This window comes from Legionella sp. MW5194, from assembly GCF_016864235.1.
Taxonomy (GTDB): Bacteria; Pseudomonadota; Gammaproteobacteria; order Legionellales; family Legionellaceae; genus Legionella_C.
Genome location: NZ_CP045732.1, coordinates 1,403,852 through 1,428,208, shown reverse-complemented (window position 1 = coordinate 1,428,208; position 24,357 = coordinate 1,403,852). Strand labels below are relative to the sequence as shown.

The window sequence follows — 24,357 nt, the reverse complement described above, 5'->3', positions numbered from 1 at the left end:
TGTGAATGATGCGAACTCTTGTTCTGGCTTTTTTAAGTCTTTTGCTGGTCAATTCCCTTACGGCCCAATCCGTTAAACCCAATCACCTTTATTATCACCTGAGTTTTCCAGTGGCTCTTGACGAGCAGACGGAAAATCTTAGCCTTGACGACAACACGCGCGATTTGCTAATTGCCAACCTCGTGGCAGGAGCAATGTATGCTTACTTGATTCATCAGCATGATCCACAGCTGGCATTCGATACTGACTACATGGCGGGTTCCCTGTTTGGACAGCTACTGCAGGAAAACCTGCAAACCGCAGCTTACAAAAACACATCACCCTGGATAAATCCCGATCCAACCATCCGTTCCATGCTGCTGGCACCCGGACAGGGCGGCCCTTACCAAATCAATGATTATGGTAAACGGCTGGAAAGCGGCGTAGGCCTCATCAATTTTACCGTGCTGCAGAAGAGTTTAGGCTATCGCATCGCGGATCAGGACAGTGGTCAACAGACCGTTAAAAAGGGCCCTGACAGTCTCGACAATAAATACTTTGGCCCCTTGGCCGCGGCCTATTTCCAATACAATACCTTACTCAGACTGTATGCCATTAACCAGGATCCCTGGGGGCCATCAGCCGATGATTTTGCAGCTTGCCTGCGTAACCTTAAAAATCCCGACAAGAATATCCTGGACATGATTCTGAATGCCGGCTACAACGCCGGTCCCTGGGCCACCATCACCAAAACCTATATTCATCTTTGTGCCAATGCTGAAAAGCCTGAATTTAGTCGCCAAATCAACCACATCAATGATTACACCTTGAGTGATACTGCCTATCAACAGGCGATTGATACGCGGGAAGCGGCCGGGAGTACCTTTATTCTCTACCCCCGACAAATCCGCTTTTACCTCGATGAGCTTTACAATAACCCCACCCCGCTGCCAACCCATACGGCATTAAGCCTGCCGCTCAACGAGGTACGCTTTGTTTTTGCACAATCCATGCACACCCTCGGTCGGGTGACTGAGGATCATTACGAGGCCATTAGCATCCGTGAGGCCGAAACGGCCTTTGATGCGGCGGCTCAGGGTTTATCGCTCGCCTTAAACGACACATTGAACATTGGTAACCGCAAACAACGGCAGCAGTTGTTCCTATTGCTTAAGAACGCCATTACCAATCTGGCATCGCAACTGACCATGGATTTCAGTGAAACCACTGAACGGGACTGGGTTCGCGCGATCCCGTCAGCCTGAAGTTAGTCGCCGTGATGGGCGCGGGTAAATTTTTTAATTTCCGGCAGAATAATATGGGAAAATTTTCTGCCGTTAAACAAGCCATAATGGCCAACCCCCATGGCCAAAAAATACTCCTTCATGTCAACAGGTAAATTTTTGCATAAATCAATCACCGCCTTCGTTTGCCCAAGGCCGGTGATGTCATCGTGTTCGCCTTCTATCACCAGAATGGCCGTCTTTTTAATGTCCTGCAAACGAATGCTGCGACCTTTGGACTTGTAGCGGCCTTTAACCAGCAGACTTTCCTGAAAGACCGTATGAATGGTTTGCATGTAAAATTCCGCGGTTAAATCCATGGTGGCAAAATATTCAAGGTAAAACTCAATGATTTTAAAGGCTTCATCCCTTTTCTTTAAGGCAAACTTGTCAATGGCATTTTTAAGCGATTCCAGATGCCTTTGCATGTTCATGCTTAAAAAGCCCGATAATTGCATGAATCCGGGATAAACCAGCCGCATGGCGCCAGGGAATCGGGCAGGAACCATGGTAATCACATTCTGCTGAAACCAGTCATCGCCGCGTGAAACCGCCAGTTCATTGACGGAGGTTGGTGATTGGCTGGTATCGATAGGGCCGCCGAGTAAAATGGCGCAATGCGGCGTTTTGGGATCATTCTCAGTCGACATCATGGCCAGTGCGGCCAATGTCGGCACCGTCGGTTGGCACACCGCCATGACATTGACGTCAGGCCCTAAAAGTTGAAAATAGGAAATCAGGTATTCAATGAAATCATCCAGATCAAAGGCTCCTTCCTTGAGCGGCACGTCACGGGCGTTTTTCCAGTCAGTAATGTAAACATCGTAACAAGGCAGCATGGATTTGACCGTGCCGCGAAGCAAGGTCGCATAATGCCCGGACATGGGCGCCACCAGCAGCAATTTGGGAAGTGTCTTGTCGAGGCCTTTCTTGCGAAAGCGCAGCAGATTGCAAAAGCTTTTCCTGTCAACAATTTCTTCTTCTATGTCGTAATACTCATCGCCTATCTTCACTTCGGTGATATTAAAATGCGGCTTGTCATAGATATTGGTCATCATATGAAATACATAAAAATACCCCGACAATTCGCGGTTAAACCGCACGCCTGAATCAAGAAAACCCGCCATAAGCTGGGTCTGATCTTCCGAGAGATAGGGAATTCTAACAGGCAAATCCATGCTGTCGGCAACCCGTCTGAAACGACGGGACATGGTCAGGCAATAGTCAGAATAAGGTTGCAGGGCACTCATGCCCCAATCATACCAGTTGTAAATCGAACGATTATCAAGCGGGTGCAACATGGTTCGCTTCCTTCCCTGCATGCAACATGGTTGAATAGCTACAGTATAGATCAGGATGGATTTTTTTGTTTATCATGGGGTTAGGACCAGGAAAAAGTCCAATTGCTCAAAGATGGAATTATTGGTACAATATTTGGTCAATTAATTGGTGTTTATTCTTCATGCAAGACAAGTACTCTTTTTTTACCGCCAAGACAGCATTTACAGTTGCGACTGAGGCTGACCATACCCCACTCCATGCTGCAATATCCTCCTGCACCTCGGCTTCGGAAATAATCCATTATGTGACTCAAACCAATCAGCAGCACCTGGCCCGAATGCTTTACACCCCCAATAAAAAAGGGTTACTGCCCATTCATCTGATTAGGGGCTTATCAATCGCCCCCGAGGAAAAGGAAGCCCTTTATCAGTGTTTGTTGCCGTACGTGAAGCCGTCCGTCCCCTCCCTGACCACACCCGTCGATTTAAAAACGATTTGCAATCAATACAAAATACAGCCAGACAGTCCTTTGTACGGCACTGTGAAAATTGCTTGCCTTCTAGTCAATCAGATCCGCCAAACGGATTTTTTATCGTCAACGCACCCAGACATCAGTGGGAAAGACGCCGAGGACATTGAGCTATTGCACAGGGAAATAAAGGACTGTCGCAATGAAGCGGACAGAAAAAAATACGAACACCTGTTTACCGACAAAGAGGTAACTTACCAAAACGAGGAAGACGACGAATATTGCTCCATAACTGCCCATTTCACACCCTCTGTCCGTAACACCCTGCTCCAAACCTACGCCGAAATCCCATTAGCTGCCAAAAAGGCCAATTGCGCGGAATTTAGTGACATTTTTGTGCATCTCTTCAATAAATTGAATCTGAAAAATGAGCGCATCGAACTGTTTGAAATCAGCAATAGCGATCATGGTTTTGTGGTATTAAGCCGTGATCCGGACAGTAATCCTGCCCAGTTTAAAACCTGGGGCGATCGGGCCCTTGTTGTCGACGTCTGGGCGGGGAAAATCTACCCGGCCACCTCAATTCCGGAGCAGTTGAGCACTTTCTCTTCAATGGACATCACCCTGGGTAAGGCAACCAGGCACTACGTCTTTATCGCTCCTTTTATCCCGGGATACCATACTCTGGCATTGGATACCGATGTCTCGCTGGTGGAGGAGACGGTTCAATTTAAACTAACCCCAAACTCGTATGTGGGTGAATGGATTAAATGCCTAAACCTGTCTCTAAAAGAACTCTTTTTATTCCATGGTTACATTAAACCGCTGCTCAAAGAATTAATCGCAGAAAAAAAACTGAACGAGTATGAACTGGCCGAACTGGAATATCCCGTGGAAACCCTCATCTACACTTTTCTTGATCCCTATTATTTAAAAAAACTTACTCACGGTCAGGTTTATTTAAAAGACATTGAAGATCGGCATATTATCGACGAGGTCCCTCACCCCACGGGTTATGAGATACCCGAGTTATTAAGCCCGCAAGAGACGTCCGTTGGTCAGGGGCAACTGGCAAAATAAGTCCCTGATATATTGAAGATTTCGGTTACTTCCGATAAATTGAACCAGGTGTTTTATGTATTAATGTTCATAAAATCATCGTCTGGAAACCCTCCAGGCCATCAGTCAGGGAATGAGTATGGAATTCGAAAGGAAATCGGCAAAGGACGTTGACAATATATCGCCCTGGTGGCACAGGGCTGTTTTTATTGTGATGGCGTTAGGCTTTAGTGTCCTCATTGCATTGACAGCCAAAGTCTACCGCGACGCGCCACCTATTCCCGACCGTGTAGTCAATTCACAGGGTCAGGTGATTTTTACCAAAGACAACATCCTGGCCGGACAAGCCGTTTTTCTAAAATACGGATTAATGGACAATGGCAGCATCTGGGGACACGGCGCCTACCTTGGTCCCGATTTTTCCGCTCAATACCTGCATAATTTAACCCAAAACCTTCATGATGACTTCGCCCAATCGCGTTACCAGAAGTCATTTAAACAATTGAATGAAGGCGAACAGGCGATGGCCCGCTCCCTTACCCAACTGGTTTTAAAAACCAACCGCTACAATCGGCAAACCGGTATTTTAACCTTAAGTGACAGCGAGGCGGCTTCTTATGCCAGGCAAATTGACTGGTGGGCGACCTATTTTACCAAAACCGCTGACAATGGCGGTTTGCCGGCCAATTTTATTACCCGCGGTGACGAATTAAATCATCTGGTTGCCTTTTTTGCCTGGACGGCCTGGGCATCCGTCACCAACCGCCCCGGTCAAACGACCACCTACACCAATAATTTCCCCTATGATCCAGATGCCGGGAATTTTCTCGGTGGTTCCGCTGTTCTCTGGAGCGCCTTAAGCCTGATTGCACTCTTGGGCGGAACTGCTCTGGTGCTTTTAGCCTTTGGCAAATTTGATTACCTGGGATGGAAACGGAGCCGGGAGAAAATCCTTCCGCGATTTGCCATCGGCAACCCGACCCCAAGCCAGAAAGCCACCATTAAATTTTTTGTAGTGGTGATGGTGCTGTTTTTAGCACAAACGCTGGTTGGCGGTCTGACTGCCCATTACCGCGCGGAACCCGGTGATTTCTACGGCCTCGACCTGTCGTCCATCTCCCCAAGCAACGTCGTTCGCACCTGGCATCTGCAACTGGCCATCTTCTGGATAGCCACGTCCTATGTTGCCGGCGCCATGCTGTTGTCCCGTGAATTGGGTGGGCGTGAAATCAAACACCAGACTCTCTTTACCCACGTGTTGTTTGCGGCCCTTTTTATCGTCGTCGCCGGTAGCTTACTGGGTGAATGGGCTGGAACTTTTCAGTGGTTGAAGGAGTACTGGTTCTGGTTTGGCCAACAGGGCTGGGAATACCTTGAACTCGGGCGATTCTGGCAAATTCTCTTAGCCGTGGGTTTGATTTTCTGGTTATTCCTGCTGATACGCAACGTCATGCCGGTCATTCACGATCCTGAATTACGTGAAATCGCGCGCCTGTTTCTTTTCGCAGCTCTTGCCATACCCGTTTTTTACCTGCCGGCAATGTTTTTCGACAGCACCACTCACTATTCGATTGTCGACACCTGGCGGTTTTGGATCATTCATCTGTGGGTGGAAGGGTTTTTCGAGTTTTTTGTCACAGTACTGGTAGCGCTCATTCTGTTAGGCCTTGGCGTGGTTGCGCGCACCACCGCAATTCGGGTAATTTATCTGGATGCCATTCTTTATTTTGGTGGCGGCCTCATTGGTACCGGTCATCATTGGTATTTCAATGGCCACGGCGAAGCCAACATGGCCTTTAGCGCGGTGTTTTCCGCCATGGAAGTCATTCCCTTGACCTTACTGACCCTCGATGCCTGAGATTTTATTCGCGTCACCGAAATGGAACGCCTTCCCTCCGGCGAGCCTGTGCATATTCCCCACAAATGGACCTTTTACTTTATCATGGCCGTCGGTTTCTGGAATTTTGTCGGTGCCGGGATCCTTGGCTTCCTGATTAACCTGCCGGTCGTTAGTTATTTTGAAATTGGCACCATGCTTACCCCCAATCATGGGCATGCGGCCATGATGGGCGTTTTCGGCATGCTGGCTCTGGCGTTGCTGGTTTTTGCCATGCGTCACGTGTCAACCGATGCTCAATGGCAATCGTTGGAACGTTACGTCAAATTTTCTTTCATTGGGTTAAATGCAGGGCTTGTGTTAATGCTGATCATGAGTTTATTCCCGGGCGGTGTTATGCAGCTTGCGGATGTGCTGCATAACGGGTATTGGCATGCCCGAAGCCTTGAGTACACCGCCCTGCACAGCGCACGCGTTATTGAATGGTTGCGCACCCCTGGGGATGTTATTTTTATAGTGTTTGGCGTGGTTCCCTTATTGATCGCAATTTTACGCTGTTACGCCAACATCCGTTCAAAACCGGCGCAACTCATTGACCTGCCTGCGTCAAGTGTCCCTCGTAGCCAATGATCTCTGGATAATCCCACTGGGCCCTCCACAGGATGGGCCTCTTTAAGTTTCCTCGAAACAAGGGATAACCTCATTCTGGATAACTCCTGTACACCCAGGAATTTCTTCTCTGATCAACGGGTTTTACAGGGTATACACAGACTTATCCACAGTTATTGTGGATAATGCTTTTGTTAATCCTGGAACCACACGAGCTGAAAAAATCAGGCACAGTCTAGTATTTTAGATGATTGTCATGGATGGGCTGAGAAAAAAGACGAGCTGACTAAAAAAGATATCCACAGGCTGTTGTGATGTTGGGGTAATGAAACTGCCCCAACAGAATATCAGAAAAGAAATAAAAATACAGTCTTGACATCGATTAATGGCTTTCGAAATGAAAACAGAGCGACAACTCATTCCCCCATTCCCAGGCCTCACCATGCGAGTATCGAATAGTTGCCCGCCTGCGGGCAAGACAGCGGATGAGCTCACAGATGAGGGTAGCTGACCTCGCTTTGTCAAGACTCAATTCCGGGAAAAGTCAGGCGTCCAAGGGGCGCGTGCGCCGTCATTGTTTAGTTTTGGAATTCATTTTTTGCTTTTCAAGCTCAGCATAAAATTCCTGCTCTTTTTTAGCAATGTGCATTTTATAGCCTTGAGGATCCACAAAGGGGTTCTCGTTTTTCGTCTTCAATAAAGCGTATTTCCGTTCAAGATCAAAGTAACCGGCATGTGCACCCAAAAAAATATCGCAGGGCAAGGATTTCATGACGTCAATCGCCTGCTTGAAATCAGTCGCAATCTCTGGGTAGGCGGTGTTATTGATCAGCTTATAGCCTGGATTGACGTTAAGGCTTCCTACCATCACCACGTCGTAGGTTTTGCCCTGGTCATTCACTTTCATGGTCCAGGTTGTGCATCCTTTCGTGTGCCCAGCCGTGCGATGGGCGGTTAAGACTGTTCCGCCGAGTTTAACCTGCTCCCCATCATGCAGGACTTTATCGACCGGGGTGGCAGCAAAATACAGGCTGCTGTCATTGGCGTAATGAAAGTCGGACCGCCCCCCGGACTCCACGATTGGCACGTCATCTGCCATCACCATGTACCGGGCATGGGTTTGTTGTTTAATCTGCTTGCTGCCCCCGGCGTGGTCGAGATGCGCATGGCTGACAAGCAGAATTTTGGTATCACTGAATTTAAATCCCAGGGTTTCAATGCTCTTTTTAATCATGGGCACATTGGCTTCCAGGTCGCTGTTGACGAGAATGTTCCCCTCGGGAGTCACAATTAAATAACTCGCCAAATCATCGGTTCCAACATAATACAGGTTTCCGGCTATTTGAAACGGCGGAAAGGGATGGCCAACCGGGTAAGCAAAACCGACTTGATTCATGCAAAGGATTAATAAAACCAGGGAAAGGAGGCTTTTTTTCATTGTTTTTTCGATTAATTGAAAGCACGGAGTGTAAACGTCTTCACCACCGACAGCAAGCGTATGGATTACGTCGACTCCTGTTCCTCTCCCCTGCGAAACACCAGCTGGCCTGACTCTTTTGCAGACCAGCTAAACTCACTTAATTGTAGGAGGTTCGTATCCCGAATTCGGCTGATGAATGGTCATTCCCGCAAACATATCCACAGCGGGCTGGCCTCTGACTTCCCAGTTCATGCTGTGATTATGAGTCACGGCTGTGCGGCCCAATACGTTTTTAATAATGACCGCCGGTACGCCGGTAAACATGGGCTCAACCTCTTGCTCTGCGCATTGCTCGGTGTAATCAGCAATTGCCTGTTGCAGCACCATGACCTGTTCATCGACTTGATCGGCAATGTCCTCTGAACGCGCCTGCGTCAAATCGGCACCTCTTTTTTCAAGCGCACGTAACCTGAAAACCACCGAAGCCATGAAATCAATATCCACTTTCAAAGGCCCTTCCTCGCGTCCTGGCGGTACGGTGTCTGAGTAATTAAGAGTAATGGCCGTTGCTTCGCCCTGACGATTATCCAGGTATCTGCCCAGTAATGATCCGACCTGGCCGGACGTATTATCCATCCAGTCCCGGGATACATTCATAAAACACCCGCGTAAAATCATTTTCCCGGCATTGTTGGGTCCAATTTCATATTCCGGCTGTATGCGATTGGGCATGGTATGTCCTTAGTCCATTATTTAATCAAATTATAGGAAACCAACCCCACTATTCAACCCAATATTACTTAAGCTCCTGATAACACCTGCAATTCTGTCTTTGCTATACTGTCAACAATCATTCACCGTGGGTTAACCATGATAAGCAAAGACAAATGGGAGAGCCTGAACGCACGCATGGCTCAACTTGGGATTGACGAAACGCATCTTTTGGAAAAATTCATCATTGGCAGCGGTAAAGGTGGACAGAAACTGCATAAAACCGCGTCGACTGTGTACCTTAAGCATCTGCCCACAGGATTTGAAATAAAATGCCAGGACTCGCGCTACCGCGAGGACAATCGCTATTTTGCACGGGTGCGTCTCTGCGAAAAAATACACACTGTGTGCAGTGAAGAAAAATCCAAAACGCAGCAGGCGATTGAAAAATTTAGGCGCCAGAAACAGCGACGTTCCCGGCGCGCAAAACAGCGGATGCTTCAGGAAAAAGCAAAGCAAAGCCAGATTAAGCAACTACGACAAAAACCTTCGCCTGAGCAGTAACTTCTTCTCTGCCGCGTATTTCAATCTCTTGGACTATAATTGAATTGTATCTGCATTATGAGGTATATCATGAAAAATCGTCATCAACAGAAAAAATCCATTCGAAAAATTTCCAAACAAAATCTGGAAAATGTGGCCGGCGGTAATCGCAATCCCCGCGACCTAATTGATGCGGATGATGTTAGTCGGAGATTGACAGACTTTCTTAGTCGATTTCATCGTCGATAGCCTGTTGCCAATCAATCCAAACCTTACTCTGCACTCTTATCCGGTTACCTCGGAGTCAGGCATAGCGACACTCGCAATCCGTATTCAATAAAGATACCGTTGATTTTTGTAGCGTTTCTGACTCTGAACATGACGTATTTGCAAACGGTTTAATGCTAAAATGGGCATCGCTGATTGAGTCATTCATCATGAATCCAACACGAAAAATTATCCACATTGACATGGACTGTTTTTATGCCGCCATTGAAATGCGCGACTTCCCGGAGCTCGCTGACAAACCCATCGCCGTGGGAGGCGGTGTAAAACGTCGCGGCGTTATAGCGACCTGCAATTACGCCGCACGCCAATTCGGCGTGCGCTCGGCGATGCCGACTGCTCAGGCGTTGAAACGCTGCCCTCAATTAATACTGCGTCCTGTTCGTATGGAGGTTTATCAACGGGAAAGCCAATACTTAAGGACGCTGTTTGCGGAATACACCGATCTCATCGAGCCCTTGTCTCTGGATGAAGCCTACCTCGATGTCACGCTGTCCACCCGCTGCCAGGGCAGTGCCACCTGGATTGCTGAAGAAATACGGCGACGTATTTATGAAACTCGGCAATTAACAGCCAGCGCCGGGATTGCGCCCAATAAAAGCCTTGCCAAAATTGCCAGTGAATGGAATAAACCCAATGGCCAGATGGTGATTCGCCCCGAGGACGTGAGTACTTTTATTCTTGACCTGCCAGTTCGCAGTTTATTTGGTGTAGGCCCCAAGATGGAGGCTAGACTGAATGCCCTCCAGATTAAAACCTGTGCTGATTTGCAACAATACCCCATCGAGTTTCTGTCATCAAAATTCGGTACCCTGGGGCAGCGGCTGTATGAATTGGCACGGGGTATTGATGAGCGTCCGGTTAATCCTGAACGCGTACGCAAATCATTGAGCGTTGAAGAAACCTACCCCAGCGATTTGCCGGACAGCGAAGCCTGCGTCGCCGCATTGCCCGACTTAATTGCTCGCCTTGAAGGTCGCATTCATCGTGCGGGCGGCTTCATTGCTATTCATCATTTATTTGTCAAATTAAAATTCAATGATTTTCACCAGACCACCGTCGAACGGGTCAGCCATCAAATTGATGAAAGTATTTTAAGCCAATTAATACGCGAGGGTTTTGCCAGACACAACCTGCCCGTTCGCCTGCTGGGTGTCGGGATTCGATTGAAGCAGGAGCCTGAGCCTGAAGCAATACAGTTGCCATTACTGGATTTATGATGCTTTCGAGTGACTAGCACGGCTTTAACGTCTCCAGGGGGTATTCGCTATAATCAATTTCAGGGATCATCCTGTCATCCCAACCTTCTCGTACAATGGTTTTCTGCTCAAACGATTTTTTAATGTGTGCATTGAGAAAATTATCAAATTGCTTAATCAATCCTTGTTCATCCTGATTAGCAATGAGTTTGACAATAAGGGGCAAATCGCTTTTGCTTACCGTCGTTGATGTGCCATTTTCGCCCTTAATCAAATGAAATTTGATCACATCAAAGGGCAGGATTCTTTCTAAAACAATAAACCCGCCAAAGGAATACCCGGCAGGATTAAACAGTTGCTTTAATACCGACAATTCTTCGCCGTGCTCTTTAACCAACTCGCTGGATTGCCAGCTGGCATATGAAAACCTCAGTTTTTCTCGATAAGACGTAAATCTTAAGATGTTCAATAAAACTTCATTTGGAAATTCAGTCATGTGTTTTCCTTGTCATTCCTGGCAATTCATCATCCAATACCATCCCTTTAAACCCATTGGGACTTGCGGGATCCAGCTTATCTTAATAAGAGGCAAAACAACATGCTAAACTAGGCGACAACGTAAATGACCTACCCAATTGACATGATTACCCTCCGCGAACCTTCCGCTCAGGATGAAACCGTATTTATTACTAGCATGAACAAGAGCCGTGACTTCCATTTTCCCTTTATCACCGCGCCCTGTACCCCGGAAGCATTTCACACTTATCTGTACAAAAGCCAACAAGACAGTGAACAATACTACCTTGCCTGGGACGAACACCACCGACAAATGATCGGTGTTTTTAACATCAGCAACATCGTGCACGGCTTATTTAAAAGCGCTTATTTAGGGTATTATGCCTCGGTGGATTACGCAGGAAAGGGCTTCATGAGCCAGGCATTGAAACTCGTGCTTCAACAGGTATTCACGACCCTTAATCTTCATCGCATTGAAGCCAATATTCAACCGTCAAATACCGCATCCATCCAACTGGCGACGAAAAACGGTTTTTTAAAAGAAGGGTTTTCACCTCGCTATTTAAAAATTAATGGCCTCTGGCAGGATCATTTTCGTTTTGCGCTCACCTTTGAGGATTGGTTAGCCAATCAATAGGAAAACCCATGCACACCATCACCACCAGCCGTTTGTTTTTAAGACCATGGCATCCGAATGACAGCAAGCCATTTTTTGCCATCAATCAGGATAAGAAGGTGCTTGAGTTTTTGCCGGGGCCTATGTCTCAAGAACAAATAAACCATTTTATGCACTATCAAAACGACCAGCTAGAAAATCGCAACTACATGCTGTGGGCCGCGGAATTACAACAAACCGGGGAACTTATCGGTTTTATCGGTCTTAATTATTTTGATAAACCCACGCCCTTTTCCCCCGCTGTAGAAATCGGCTGGCGCCTGGGCTCGCAATACTGGGGGCATGGTTATGCGCCGGAGGGTGCTCTTGCCTGTCTTGATTACGCATTCAAGCAACTGGGCCTCGATGAAATCGTCGCCTTCACAGTACCCGATAATGCGCGCTCGCGAAAAGTCATGGCAAAAATAGGCATGGTGCAGGACATGGACGGCTCTTTTGCTCATCCTGGCCTGGCAGTGGCGCATCGGCTATCGGGGCATGTTTTGTATCGTATCAAGAGGGGGTAATCGTTTTTATTTTTAGCAGGAATCATCGTTCCATGCGTTCAATGTTTTCATTCGACAGCCCAACGCTCAAACAGGTCCTGGAAGGCGGCATAATGCGTATCCTACACGCTTGATCATTTGCCTTTGTTAACCAATTGACAAAACAAATTCATCCGGGCGATTTGTTCGATAGTCCCAGGCACGGAATCCAGCAAGGCCGGCGAATAAACAACGATTGCCAGGCATTGTGCTCTTGATATCGCCACATTCAGGCGATTTTTGTCGAAAAGAAAATTAAGCCCACGAGGCGACTCATGGGCACTGCTTGCGCACATGCTTAGGAAGACAACCGGGGCTTCCTGTCCCTGGAATTTATCCACACTCCCGACTCTGGCCTTAGCCCCCAGAGCGGTTTTAAGCTTATTGACCTGATAATTATACGGAGCAACATAAAGGATATCATTCCAATTCATTATTCTTTTTTCACCGTTTTTAGCATGAAATGTCCGCCCCAGTAATTCTTTCGTCAAGGCGACGATGTGCTCCACTTCTTCATCACTGCCTTGTGTATTGCCTTCATGCGTTACTGGCACAGGGATTATTCCAGCCGTTTTGTTTAAAACCCCCTGATAACCGGCAGGGATGGCTATCCATTGCTCATCATTTTCAGGCGCTGTTTTAAGCTTGCCTTCATAGACAGCCTCACTGATAAACTGATTGACGGCTGAGTGCATACGGTAAGTGGTTCCCAAAAATACCCCCATGGAATCCGGGATGGTGGGTGTGGAATGCAGCAGATAATCCAAAATTGATAAGCCGCTGTCCTCGGGGTGGCTTCCCTGGGAAGGTTGCCCTAATTGCATCTGATCCCCCATCAGGATAATGTTGGATGTCGATTGGCTCATGGCTATCAAATTAGCAACGCTCACCTGCCCTGCCTCATCAATAAACAGATAATCAAAGGCATTTTCCAAATCGTCTCTGGAAAAACCCCAGGCGGTAGTCCCTATCACACAGCCTGCTTGTAAAAAACCGGCAATCTCTTTATTGTCGAACACGCTGATCTTTAAATCATCAATGGCTGAATCCGTGTTGCGGGTACAGGCAAAATGGCCGTTAATGCCTTCTTTGCGGCAATAGTCGGCCGTGCTGATTAATAAATGATTGACCGCCTTATGGCTATTGGAAGAAATGCCTATTTTCTTGCCGATTTTAATTAACTCCGCAATCAAATGCTTGGCCGTATAGGTTTTACCAGCTCCCGGTGGTCCCTGGATAGTCAGGTAACTGTTATTGAGATTACGCACGGCGCTAATCATTTCATTCAACCGCTGGTTTGGATCAGGACTGGGAGCGATGGGATGGCCGGCGACATGCCCCTTGATTCGCGGTAGGGATTGGCTCAGAAAATCAATGATGGCCGTTTGCGCTAACTCCCCTTTCAAAAACTTTCGCGCCTGCTTTGCAACAGCTTGCGGTATGGGCTTGGGATTAACATGCTCATCGGGGATTAAGGTGATTGGGCCTTGCAGCTCCTCCTTTAATTTTAGCGCGATAATCCCTTGCTCTAAATCACTTCCTTCCGGATAACAGACTGCTTTAATGTTGCGACCCTCGGGGGTTTCATGACCTAACAAAAAGTAACTATCCAGACTGCCCTTGAATTCCTGGTCTGGATCAAATGAATACTCGTACACGAAATGACGCGCTTTAGGGCTCGGTTTGTAAGGTGGCTTTTCGGTTCGCTTGCAATAGGCTAAGCAATCCATATCGTCAAACAATTCCTCCTCACTTAAGCCCAATCTGTCGAACAGGCGCCAAAACACCGGCTTGGCTTCGCGTCGATGAAACTCAATAGCCCAGGCCATGACCGAATAAAGTCTGGCGGATTGTTGATTCCCCTGCGCTTTTAATTGCAGCGCGTGTGCCAGTAGCTGATCACGAAGTTCAATGCCCTCGTTCACTTCTTTCATGTCCGGCTCAACCGGCCCTTTTTTGCCGCAAAAGCCAATGCCGCTGGACGTTTGCCTGTCTCTTAACCAGCTCACCAGTTCCTGAGTGGAATAACAGTCATCAATATTGTACAAACGTATATCATTTAATGCCTTGGAGGTTTGCCAGGTATCACCATCCGGCTTTTCGCGCCACCGTTGATACACCACGACAGAATCGGTTCCAGAACCGACCTGGGTATTTCGTTTGCTGCGGTATAAATGCTCGATGTTTTTAATGGAATAACGGGGCTCGCCCACCAATAAAGCGGTTTTGACGATTTTATATAAATCAACAAATACCTCATTGCGAAGCAGTTGATCCACTTCATATTCGCATACGCCATACCTGGCCATCAGTTTACGGCAGGCCGTGATTTCATAGCTGGCATAATGGTAAATATGCATGGACTGATCCTTAAGCCATCGCTGATACGACCATTCAATAAAAGATTTAAAACAGTCCTTTTCCTCCCCGCTGTCGTGCGCCCAGAAATCCTTGTATTGACGCTGGTTATTGTCATCAAAATAAGCAGCACCCCACAGGTACTCCAGGCCGCCGTCTTCCAGCGGGAACCCTTCGATATCAAAAAAGATGTCATTTTTGGAGTGCGGCGGCAGAAGCGCCAACCCTTGCTTTTTCCCCGCCTCGTGAGCAATCACTCGGTAGGCTGGTCTTTCTTTGCCAATGCTCTCCTTTTGGATTCTGGCTTGAGCTTGTAATCGTGTAAACAGCTCCGGTTTTATGCCTTTGACACTATTGACCCTGGCTTCGGCTAAGGCCGTCATGGTGGTGATGCCGGCATCATGCAATTTTTTGATTTGTCCTGACGTGATGGTCGCTACCTGAATCAAGTGATCAGCGGTTAATAGCCGATGTTGCGCATGGGTACTCCATCTACCCCAATGCCTTGAGGAAGCCGGATCCGGGCATTGAGTGGGCTCAAACGCCTGATGCGCCGCTAGAAATTGCCATTTTAGATTCTGGTAGAAGTAAAAATAATCATTAACCCTAAAGCGCATTTGCTCCTTATTGCCCAATACGGCAGTCAGGTAGTCGGCTCTGGCCTGTTGCATTGCCTCAAGCATTTCAGCATAGCAGCATAACTGCACCAGAAAATGCGGTTTAACAGACTTTGCTAATTTGGTATCCCAGATTTCATAGCAATAATTCCCAAACCGGCTTTTACCGTCAGTTTTGATCAAAAAATCAGCATAGCCTCTAAATGGTAACCCTTGCAAATGAGCCTGATAAATCACATCCACGCCGTTTTCCATTGCTTCAATGGTTGCTTGATAAGCGTTATGCCGACCGTGCAGAGTGACAATGGTTAAACCCTTAGCCCTAAAACCCGCTAATAGCTCTGATTCGTGTTGATTTCCTTTGTCACGCAAAACACTGAGCAAAGGGTCCGCTTCATCAGCGGCTGGTAGTAAATCGGGGTGTTTTATAGCCAGATGTTCCATCCAGGAGGCAAAGGGACTCTCCATGAACTGCGTGAGATCGGACGGTGAGAATACCATTTGACTCGATTCAAGATACATTCAGAGGCGACTCCCAGTGATTAATGAAATGGGTCTGCTTTAGTTTAGCATTAACGAGGCTCTCAAAGGGGTGTGTTTTCCTTACCGCAAACAAGTATCCTGACAAAGCCAATCGTATAGTCAAGTTAATAAAGCACAATCGCTGCGATCTAATGCTGGTTTTGCACGACAATAATAAGTTGGCAGGTTATGTTGAAGTAAGATTAATTGGTGATCATGATTCCTCTTCAACCCTTTTTGCCTTGTATGTGCATGATGAATACCGGAACCGCGGAATTGGAAATTTGCTCGTGCTGCATGCATTGAAATACTTTGTGAATGCTGGTTTATCGACAATGGCAGTTAGCTACACCGCCGATTCGCTTCCATTGTATAATAAATTTGGCTTTTACCCTTCTTATAAAGGGAAGGATGAATTAGCCGGTTGGTTTAAACAGGACGATGATCAGCGGCTGACTCAACTTCAAGACGAGCCCTCCGATCATCTTATCCTAGACCTAAAAGCCATCTCTTGTCGTGACATTTTTGATGGCTATTGCCGGAAATTACAATCAAAACTTATAGCATTTAAGTTCGCTGAAAATTTGAAGCCTGATTTGCACCGAAACGTGTTATCGGAAGCAACTGCGGATTTTACTTCAAATGCCAAGCAATTAGCGAATATACTACACTCATTGGCGCTCACTCAAAGAAGCACATTAAAAATAATTTAGTGTGTTTATGCGGGATTTTAAATAGACCACTTTTGCTTGTGATACCAACTTGCTGTTATGTAATGTAAAAGAATTACTCCTTTGACAATGACTTGATGAACTCATGGTTATTTTACTCCACAGACCTGGCAGGATTGATAAAAAGCAATGATGGCTAAATCATCATTCGCAAGATCCATCAACGCTTGTCTCTCCTCAGCCCACTCTGCTTCGTCTTTGCCTTGTTGAAGAGCAGTTTTTTTAAAAGCAATGTGGCCATCCAACACTTTCTTCTTTTGTTCATCCGTCGTAAGAACAGGTTGGATAAGTTTTATACTCTGAATAGCAAATCCCGATTTTTTCATCCAATAAAAGAGCTTCATCCCGAATTCTCCGTCTCGTTGGATGCCGTCTGTTTCTTCTTCTGGAGGAAGAGGAAGAGCACCTCGACATCCTTGCCAGGCTTTGGATGACGGATAGGCAAAGGCCGAACTGACAATGCCCTCTTCAGCCAGGTAAATGCCCCCTGGATTTAACGCTCGATAAAAAAGACGTATAGCCAGCCTGGGGCTATACAAATGATGAAGTACAAAACGACAGTAGATTAAATCAAAGGTTTCATTGAGAGATTCAAGTTCATATAAAGAAAGTTGCTTAAATGTGACATTGCCAGCACCTTGTTGCTGACAATAACGTTCTGCGCGTTGCAATTGTTCAAGGCTATTATCAATGGACAAAACATGCCCTTCCTGACCAACCCGCTTCGCAAGATAATGGGTCATGACCCCAGAGCCACTTCCTACATCCAATACCCGCATGCCCGATTGAATACCATTTGTTTCGATAAACGATCGGGTCGTGGGATTAAAAGCCATGTCCAGGATATCGTAATCCAATCCTTCTTCCGGTATTTCAAACTCGTAATGCTCTTTATCTTGTGAACTCATGTTAATCTCCATTGATCACTTTAATAAACACCACATCGTCTAAGAAAGGCCATTGTAAGGTGCCTTAACGGATTCAAAACCTTTGAATACACGTCAATCCCTCATCCAGCACTTCAAAAAACGAGGTTAGCTCTGGTCTTGGCATATCAAAACTATCCTGCACAGCCGTATAGCCATGGTAGCCTAAGCGTGGGAGTGGGTGAAGTCGGGTTGGATCAATTCGTTGTTCTTCATTCAATACAGACTCACAGACATGAATACCAACTACATAGCCAAGGACCATGCGATTGATTAATTTCTCTGGATTAGGCCGAGGCAACCACAAATTCACCCGTTTCTTCTGCATTACGCAACGTATCCTTTTCTCCTGTTTCCGCATGTGCTTCAGTGGTCGAAAACATCACCATTGGCGGTTCATCAGCCACACTATTAAAATAGCTACACGGCGCCAGGTTATCTTCTCCGCGTAATTGGTTGACTGAATAAAAAACCATGGCTTTCTCCGGAAACAGTGTGGACTCAATGATTAATTCTGCACTTATGCCGTTCAATTAAATAGTATTTGCGACAACAACGGCATGATGTTATTTTGTCGGCTCAATTACCCCCTATTCAAGCTAAAATACCAGAGTATGAGTGAAACGATCGCGGTTTGTGTCTGTACCTGCATGCGCCCCAAAATGTTAGAGCGCTGTCTTTTATCGTTGATTCAGCAGGAATGTCTGGACGATTGGCATTTAATATTCATTGTGGTAGACAATGAAGCATCCCCTAACAACCAATCGTTAGTAGAAAGCTTTCAGAGCAAGACCAATTTTCCTGTGGTGTACCGGCATGAGGCCAGGCGTGGTATATCCATTGCCAGAAATGCGGCTTTGCAAGAAGCCTTATCCCACAAAGCAGATTGGGTATGTTTTTTTGATGATGATCAGTATGCGGATAAACAAGCCCTCAAGTGGGCCTATGCATGGATGAAAGAACACCATGCCGCCGTGGTTTCTATGAATTTGAAGTATGTCGAGCAGGGTTGCGCACCGTCATTGCAATCCATCCCTGACGAAGAGAAAAAGCGAGTAAAAAGGTTACAAACGTGCGGTACATGTGGTGTTTTGTTTTCTGTATCGTTAATTCATCCTGAGGGCTTGGCACTGCGTTTTGATGAATTTTATGCGCTGTCTGGTGGAGGGGATGCTGCCTTTTTCTTTGCTGCATTTAAGAAAGGGGCAAAAATGATAAGGTCAAAAAAAGCAGTCGTCTTTGAAGAAATAACGGCAGAACGGTTGAAACTCCGTACCGTACTGTTTAGAACGTATTGCACTAAACTGCAACGACTTAAAATGAATATAAGCTATCGACGATTTGCCGCTGTATCAGCGTTTCTATTGTCCTCAATCCTCTTCCCTGTCGTGGCCTCGATAGAACTGTTCTTGTTGCCTCTTTACAGAATATACAGTAAGAAGTTCTTTCATCGGCGATTACTGAGCATCTTGAGAAAATACGTAAGGTTAGTTGTCCTTTTAACAAGTCCCTTCGCAAAGCCCCAGATGTATAAAAAAATCAATGGGTATTAGGATAGAATCCAGGTTAAAAACCCTCATTATCAGTGCAGCCCAGCTTTAACTGTAAGGCTGAAATGATTCATTTTGAGAAGTAGCCACTTTACAAGTTAAGGTTTTATCATTGCAAGTAATCGGGCCGAGACAAGCATTTCCGGTGCCTAGTGTATTAGGGTCTATTAAATCATACTTATAGTTAAACGGTATTGAGTTTCCTGCACTAGAGTAGGCAGGTGTATTTGCTGGCGGGTTCGAGCCATTCGTGTAATTCGAGTAGGTGTAACTAGCGTTTGGAGAAATAACATTAATAGTAACACACCACCCGTGAACATTTGGATCATCACCGGGCCAGGAGCACCCTGGTAAGGAGCATGGTGAACCTATGGTATTTTTAATATAATAAATGCCATTATAAAGCATGTTATATAAATAATTTTGTCCAATAGGAAGTGTTTGATTCGCTTTAAAAGTCAGTGGGGAAACGACGGCCCCGCCAAGGTTGTCTCCAGCTACAACACTACCAAAACACGCCGAACAATCATTGATGTCAAAACTTGCAATAAATAACCCCGATACCGCGATTGGCGCACCAATTTTGTTTGTTATGGTAATATTTGACAGCCTTGTGCTTTGTATATCGCTAACTGTCATGAGCGCATAATCATCTGCATCTGCATTTTTTGCATACACACTTGTTACCAACGAAATCCCACCAAGCATACACAGCAAATAATTCTTTACCCTAATCATGTTAATAATCCCTTGTATTAAGAAAATGGTTGAACTTGTTGATTCGCTGCAGCGCACGTAAGGGTTCTATCATTACAGGCAATGGGACCAAGATAAATATGGTTGCTTATTAAATTATAATTATACAGACCGGGACTCGATGCTGAATCAGCTGAGGGCGGTACGGTGGATGTATAACCTGATGAAGTAGACACGGGCGCCAACGCACCTAAATAAATGCACCAATTATATTGCGTTGTATTGATCTCCTCCCTGAAAATAGATCCACCCTAAACTGGAGAAATCTGGCAAAATATCAACAAGCAAAAAAGGTATAAGCCATCATGAAAAGAAGCAAATTTACAGAAGAACAAATTCTGTTTGGGTTGAAGCAGGCGGAACTGGGAACGAGTGTTTCAGAGGTATGCCGAAAGCTGGGAATAAGCGAGGCGACATTTTACATATGGAAGAAAAAATATGGTGGGCTTGGTGCATCGGAACTCAGGAAACTTCGTCAGCTGGAAGATGAAAACAAGCGTCTTAAGCAGTTGGTTGCTGACCTAAGTCTTGATAAGCAGATGTTGCAGGATGTTCTGTCAAAAAAGCTTTAAAGCCACGGAAAAAGCGAGCGTTGGCATTAGCCCTTCAGGACAGTTACCGGATAAGCATCCGCAGAAGTTGTGACGTTCTAATGTTAAGCCGTAGTGTATATCAGTACCGTTCATGTCGTGGCGAAGATACAGCAGTAAGACACCGTATACGTGAGATAGCCCACACACGGGTACGTTATGGTTATCAACGCATTCATGTTTTATTAAGGCGGGAAGGATGGGTTATTAATCACAAAAAAGTTCACCGCATTTATTGTGAGGAAGGTCTTAATCTTCGCAGAAAGCGTCCGCGCCGTCATGTTGCTGGTGCGCACAGAGAAGAACGATTAATGGCGTCCACTTTAAACGAATGCTGGAGCATGGACTTTGTTTCTGACAATCTGTTTAATGGGAGGAGAATACGGGCTTTAACTATAGTCGATAATTTTAGTCGGGAATGCATGGCTATTCATGTAGGGCCGACTATTCGGGGTGAGGAAGTTGTGAATGTTCTTGAGGAGCTCAGAGTCCTTGATAACAGGCTACCAAAAAGCATCCGGATTGATAATGGCCCTGAGTTTATTTCAAAGATATTAGACAAATGGGCTTATCAGAATAATGTAACTTTGGATTTCTCAAGGCCCGGAAAACCAACAGATAACGCGTTTATTGAGTCATTTAATGGCAGTTTTAGGGATGAATGCCTGAACAGCCACTGGTTTCTTTCTCTGGAAGATGCTAAAAGAAAAATTGAGGAATGGCGTCAAGATTACAACGATTTTCGGCCCCATTCCTCCCTGAACAATTTGACCCCAAATCAGTTTAGGCAGAAAATCTCGGATGTCAATTTTTTCTAGTTTTTGACGGCTCTGTTTTTGGGAGAGGATCAGTTTGTCTGGTTCTTACAGCTTAATCAACACCATTTGAAACGAAACGGTGATGTTAAAATTAATGACAATGCATTAGTCGCCATTGCCTTGTTGGTTGCCCAAAGTGATCCAGCCCAAAAAGATATTATGATTCAGTTAATTATTAATTTAATTCGAGAGATAAATTAACCCACGGACAGTTCAATTTTTGGTGGGGCACGTGGGGCAGCTGGGGAAACCTTGTAAACACTAGGCGTAACCTGCCCCACTCGGTTTAACAGCATGTGGGGCAAATAATTCATTTAAGCCGACTGCCCCACGTGCCCCACCCATTTTTGCTTGGTTTTTAGATTTCTGCTGACCAGAGGTTTTCATTCAAGACATAACATCGAGGTGATCCTAAACCTGCTATTCTTGGTTTTTGAGACGATTTACCGTCACTACCCTGCTCCAACCATTCAGCCTGTAAAAGAGTGCGTATAACGTTTTTAGTATCAAATCCTTATCGATGGCCTAATGCCGATGTATGATTTATTCAAAGATATCATTCATTAATGATTTGCTATAATGAAGTTAAAATACATGGATGTCAGGAAAATGAAAGTTTCACACGACAATATTGTCATTCAGCATGCTAAAGGGACCGTCGATCAGCAGCTAATGGGACCGCCTAAAATGTCAAAACGGTACCTATCAAACTTGTCCACTTTTAGTTAATTATACATGTTATTTTCGCTTTTTGTTTCTCGCTCTCCTCTGTAACTGGGACCATCTAATGTAACCCGATATGAATTATGTCTTAATCTATCGATAGTGGCTGCAGCAAGTAATCGATTAGGGAAAGCAGAACCCCATTCGCTAAAGTCCAGATTGGATGTAATGATCGTTGATGCACGCTCATATCTTTCCGAGATTAGGTCGTGAAAATCCTCATCCTGGGGGTTGCGTAATGGTCTTAGTCCAAAATCATCGATGATTAGTAGTGGCATTTTCACCAGTTCTGAGAACTTTTTATCAAATCGACCTGATGCTCTAGCTGCTTGCAACTCATTAAAGAGTTGATTTTGCGAAAGCCAGAGTGTATCGATTCCTCTTTGTATCGCACAATGAGCTATGGCTTGAGCAATATGAGATTTCCCTGTTCCACAAGGTCCTACGATGAGAATGGGAACTTTTTCTGCAATAAATGAACACGAGATTAACTCCTGTATTTGAGCGCGATTGATTTTAAGGTTAAAGTCAAAATCGAATGATTCTATCGTCTTGTCACCACGGATACGTGCACGCTTCATTCGTGTTCTTAATTTTTGTTTTCCCTTCCTAATAACTCATCTTGAAGCAGTAATCCCAGAAACTCAGGGTAGCTTAGCTTCTTTTCTATAGACTCACGGTTACGCAGCGGGATGTTCTCAGCAACATGCGATAACCGTAGTTGTTTTAACTGCGAAGATAGCTCGGGCATCGGGTTTATCATCATTTGTCTCCTGTTGTTTGTATTAGTGTAATAAGTGGGACGTATTCCGGCAGAACTTTCCCCCTACCGAATAGGGTTTGGCCAATGTTGTCGGTTCTTCCTCATGCGGTAAGGCTTGCTTTTCAGCCCCAACCTCTAGCATCGTCTTGATTGTTTTATAATGCACGCTTTGAAAAACAAGCGCTCTATGGCAAGCAGCCTCCAGACGGTCATCGCCATATTTTTCCTAAGACCGAGAATGCTTTGTGCAGCCCGAAGATAATCTACGACTGAATCATTTAATAGTCCCTCAATAGCAATCACGCATTGGCTTCCAACTTCATGTGCTTGCTTTAGGCACCACTGGGCATCTCGCATCGAGTAAGCCAAAGCATTCGGTGGAAGGTGTTCTGGTATTGTATGTTTGGTGCCTGGTATTTCGAGTTTCGGATGGAGTGCTACCAGTTGATGATTGAAATACAGTCGGATAGTTGTATCCGTTGCTCTAAGCCAAAGCTCTTGCCGTGCGAGGCGATATGGACCTGAATATCGGCATTTCTTGTATTGCACATGGCAATCACCATGAAGCTTGACCTTTTCCCACGCCGCAAACTCGGGCGGATGGTTAGGCAGTTTTTTAAGAAGAGGTTGTTCAATTTCAAATAGAACCAAAGGCTTTTCATGAGTAGTGCCGTGGTTGCGCGCGCCAGCCTCTTGTATTAACCAGATCTTTAACTGCTCGTTCGCATCGTTTAAGCTTCTAAACTGGCGCAGTGGAACAAAGCGGTTTTAACGTACTTAACCCCGGATTCAACTCGGCCTTTTTTCTGGGGATCATACGGAGGACATGGGAAATAATAAAACCATAGCCTGATGCGCACTCCCCATATGCCTTTTGAACGCAAGGGTTGTGGTAACAAGCTTTCGTAATCGCACACTTCGCGTTATCTATAATTATTTTTCTGGAACACCATTAAACCATTCAAAGGCACGCCGATGGCAGGCAAGCCATGTCTCAACATCCTGATGTAAGACCATTTCTGCATACATATGACGGCTCCAGGAGAGCACCATCACAAAGATCCAGGTCTTCTGTTCCTCTCCTTTGCCATCAGTAATTTTAGGTCCTTGCCCAAAGTCAACCTGTGCTGATTCGCCCGGTTTAAACTCTAATATCGTGGTGACCGCTCGTTGTTTTTCCTTGTAAGACTTGATATAGCGTTGAACAACGCTATAACTACTTTTAAAACCATGTTCTCGTTGTAAATGAGCATAGATAGTGCTGGCCTGAACGCCCTGTCTGGTCCATTCTTCAATCTTCACCCGGTATGGCTGTATGCTCAAAAAGCTATTGGCACTGCTCTTTTCAAAAATAACGCCAGTTCCTGTTCTGTGGGGATTGACTTATCCTTTTCTAACCAGCCTTGCTCTATCGCAATGTCACGCACCCTCCTAAGCGTTTTTCTATCGGCAAGTTTGTCACGGGACAGCCCTCTGAGCGTAGCGCCTTGACGCAATTGGCTAATAATAATGATATATTCGTGCATCTCAAATCTCCGGTTTGACATCCATTTCCCCATTTATGAATAAACAGAGAAAAATTATGTTCATTTTTAACCAAAGTTTGATAGGT

Annotated in this window: 22 protein-coding genes and 2 pseudogenes; 12 read left to right on the top strand and 12 right to left on the bottom strand. The window is 45.7% G+C overall.

All coding sequences use genetic code 11. The features are described 5' to 3' along the window. Positions 1-5: 5 nt before the first annotated feature. Positions 6-1,244 (top strand): hypothetical protein, encoded by a 1,239-nt coding sequence (locus GH742_RS06675; protein WP_203456641.1) that lies wholly within the window; start codon positions 6-8, stop codon positions 1,242-1,244. Positions 1,245-1,246: 2 nt separating this feature from the next. Here GH742_RS06675 and phaZ read toward each other — a convergent pair whose 3' ends face one another. Further along, the gene (gene phaZ, locus GH742_RS06670; protein WP_203456640.1) at positions 1,247-2,563 is read right to left on the bottom strand and encodes a polyhydroxyalkanoate depolymerase; all 1,317 of its coding nucleotides are present in this window, start codon (positions 2,561-2,563) and stop codon (positions 1,247-1,249) included. A gap of 161 nt (positions 2,564-2,724) precedes the next feature. Here phaZ and GH742_RS06665 point away from each other — a divergent pair, with 161 nt between their 5' ends. Both GH742_RS06665 and GH742_RS15850 read left to right on the top strand, forming a co-directional pair. Beyond that, a complete protein-coding gene (locus GH742_RS06665; RefSeq protein WP_203456639.1) occupies positions 2,725-4,092 on the top strand; it encodes a hypothetical protein in 1,368 nt (455 codons plus the stop codon). Positions 4,093-4,204: 112 nt separating this feature from the next. Further along, positions 4,205-6,538: pseudogene (locus GH742_RS15850) on the top strand (nitric-oxide reductase large subunit). A 550-nt stretch (positions 6,539-7,088) separates the two neighbouring features. Here GH742_RS15850 and bla read toward each other — a convergent pair. Both bla and GH742_RS06645 read right to left on the bottom strand, forming a co-directional pair. Further along, the gene (gene bla / locus GH742_RS06650) at positions 7,089-7,955 is read right to left on the bottom strand and encodes a subclass B3 metallo-beta-lactamase (RefSeq protein ID WP_203456636.1); all 867 of its coding nucleotides are present in this window, start codon (positions 7,953-7,955) and stop codon (positions 7,089-7,091) included. 135 nt (positions 7,956-8,090) lie between these two features. Then, positions 8,091-8,669, bottom strand: a complete 579-nt coding sequence (locus GH742_RS06645; protein WP_203456635.1) for a hypothetical protein — start codon at positions 8,667-8,669, stop codon at positions 8,091-8,093. A 138-nt stretch (positions 8,670-8,807) separates the two neighbouring features. On the opposite strand from GH742_RS06645, the gene GH742_RS06640 reads away from it, so the two are divergent. The 3 genes from GH742_RS06640 (at position 8,808) to dinB (ending at position 10,696) form a co-directional block, all read left to right on the top strand. Beyond that, a complete protein-coding gene (locus GH742_RS06640) occupies positions 8,808-9,212 on the top strand; it encodes a peptide chain release factor-like protein (protein ID WP_203456634.1) in 405 nt (134 codons plus the stop codon). Between the two features lie 69 nt (positions 9,213-9,281). Beyond that, on the top strand, positions 9,282-9,440 hold the full coding sequence (locus tag GH742_RS06635; protein WP_203456633.1) for a hypothetical protein: 159 nt from the start codon (positions 9,282-9,284) through the stop codon (positions 9,438-9,440). A 188-nt stretch (positions 9,441-9,628) separates the two neighbouring features. Further along, positions 9,629-10,696 (top strand): DNA polymerase IV, encoded by a 1,068-nt coding sequence (dinB, locus tag GH742_RS06630; RefSeq protein ID WP_203456632.1) that lies wholly within the window; start codon positions 9,629-9,631, stop codon positions 10,694-10,696. A gap of 13 nt (positions 10,697-10,709) precedes the next feature. On the opposite strand, the gene GH742_RS06625 is transcribed toward dinB, so the two are convergent. Then, complete coding sequence (locus GH742_RS06625; protein WP_203456631.1) at positions 10,710-11,171, bottom strand: hypothetical protein; 462 nt, start codon at positions 11,169-11,171, stop codon at positions 10,710-10,712. Between the two features lie 126 nt (positions 11,172-11,297). On the opposite strand from GH742_RS06625, the gene GH742_RS06620 reads away from it, so the two are divergent. Together GH742_RS06620 and GH742_RS06615 are read left to right on the top strand one after the other, a co-directional pair. Continuing rightward, positions 11,298-11,828 carry a GNAT family N-acetyltransferase gene (locus tag GH742_RS06620; protein ID WP_239005302.1) on the top strand — a complete coding sequence of 177 codons (531 nt, stop codon included), beginning with the start codon at positions 11,298-11,300 and terminating at the stop codon, positions 11,826-11,828. Between the two features lie 8 nt (positions 11,829-11,836). Then, positions 11,837-12,373, top strand: coding sequence for a GNAT family N-acetyltransferase (locus GH742_RS06615; protein ID WP_203456630.1), 537 nt, complete (start codon positions 11,837-11,839; stop codon positions 12,371-12,373). 113 nt (positions 12,374-12,486) lie between these two features. On the opposite strand, the gene GH742_RS06610 is transcribed toward GH742_RS06615, so the two are convergent. Then, a complete protein-coding gene (locus tag GH742_RS06610) occupies positions 12,487-15,888 on the bottom strand; it encodes a TM0106 family RecB-like putative nuclease (protein WP_203456629.1) in 3,402 nt (1,133 codons plus the stop codon). Positions 15,889-16,040: 152 nt separating this feature from the next. Between GH742_RS06610 and GH742_RS06605 the strand changes: the two genes are divergently transcribed. Beyond that, entirely contained in the window at positions 16,041-16,601 is a 561-nt protein-coding gene (locus tag GH742_RS06605; protein ID WP_203456628.1) for a GNAT family N-acetyltransferase, read from the top strand. A gap of 107 nt (positions 16,602-16,708) precedes the next feature. Here the strand turns inward: GH742_RS06605 and GH742_RS06600 are convergent, their stop codons facing one another. From GH742_RS06600 to GH742_RS06590, 3 genes are all read right to left on the bottom strand, one after another. Further along, entirely contained in the window at positions 16,709-17,527 is an 819-nt protein-coding gene (locus GH742_RS06600; RefSeq protein ID WP_203456627.1) for a class I SAM-dependent methyltransferase, read from the bottom strand. A 73-nt stretch (positions 17,528-17,600) separates the two neighbouring features. Further along, positions 17,601-17,873, bottom strand: coding sequence for a hypothetical protein (locus GH742_RS06595; RefSeq protein WP_203456626.1), 273 nt, complete (start codon positions 17,871-17,873; stop codon positions 17,601-17,603). Next, entirely contained in the window at positions 17,833-18,078 is a 246-nt protein-coding gene (locus GH742_RS06590) for a flavin reductase (protein ID WP_203456625.1), read from the bottom strand. The genes GH742_RS06595 and GH742_RS06590 overlap by 41 nt, the downstream gene beginning before the upstream one ends. 81 nt (positions 18,079-18,159) lie before the next feature. Here GH742_RS06590 and GH742_RS06585 point away from each other — a divergent pair, with 81 nt between their 5' ends. Further along, positions 18,160-19,098 (top strand): glycosyltransferase family A protein, encoded by a 939-nt coding sequence (locus GH742_RS06585; RefSeq protein ID WP_203456624.1) that lies wholly within the window; start codon positions 18,160-18,162, stop codon positions 19,096-19,098. A 45-nt stretch (positions 19,099-19,143) separates the two neighbouring features. Here the strand turns inward: GH742_RS06585 and GH742_RS06580 are convergent, their stop codons facing one another. Further along, positions 19,144-19,833 carry a hypothetical protein gene (locus GH742_RS06580; protein ID WP_203456623.1) on the bottom strand — a complete coding sequence of 230 codons (690 nt, stop codon included), beginning with the start codon at positions 19,831-19,833 and terminating at the stop codon, positions 19,144-19,146. A gap of 323 nt (positions 19,834-20,156) precedes the next feature. Here GH742_RS06580 and GH742_RS06575 point away from each other — a divergent pair. Both GH742_RS06575 and GH742_RS06570 read left to right on the top strand, forming a co-directional pair. Next, positions 20,157-21,259 (top strand): IS3 family transposase gene (locus GH742_RS06575; RefSeq protein WP_203454544.1). Its coding sequence is split into 2 segments (ribosomal slippage): positions 20,157-20,409 and positions 20,409-21,259, totalling 1,104 coding nucleotides; the frame shifts between segments, so codons are not numbered across the junction. Positions 21,260-21,262: 3 nt separating this feature from the next. After that, positions 21,263-21,460: a hypothetical protein gene (locus GH742_RS06570; protein WP_203456974.1), complete on the top strand. Its 198-nt coding sequence runs from the start codon at positions 21,263-21,265 to the stop codon at positions 21,458-21,460. A gap of 524 nt (positions 21,461-21,984) precedes the next feature. Here GH742_RS06570 and istB read toward each other — a convergent pair. From istB to istA, 3 genes and pseudogenes are all read right to left on the bottom strand, one after another. Next, complete coding sequence (gene istB, locus GH742_RS06565) at positions 21,985-22,563, bottom strand: IS21-like element helper ATPase IstB (protein ID WP_203456622.1); 579 nt, start codon at positions 22,561-22,563, stop codon at positions 21,985-21,987. Between the two features lie 8 nt (positions 22,564-22,571). Next, a complete protein-coding gene (locus tag GH742_RS06560; RefSeq protein ID WP_203455982.1) occupies positions 22,572-22,748 on the bottom strand; it encodes a hypothetical protein in 177 nt (58 codons plus the stop codon). Between the two features lie 19 nt (positions 22,749-22,767). Further along, positions 22,768-24,271: pseudogene (gene istA, locus GH742_RS06555) on the bottom strand (IS21 family transposase). Between the last annotated feature and the right edge of the window lie 86 nt (positions 24,272-24,357).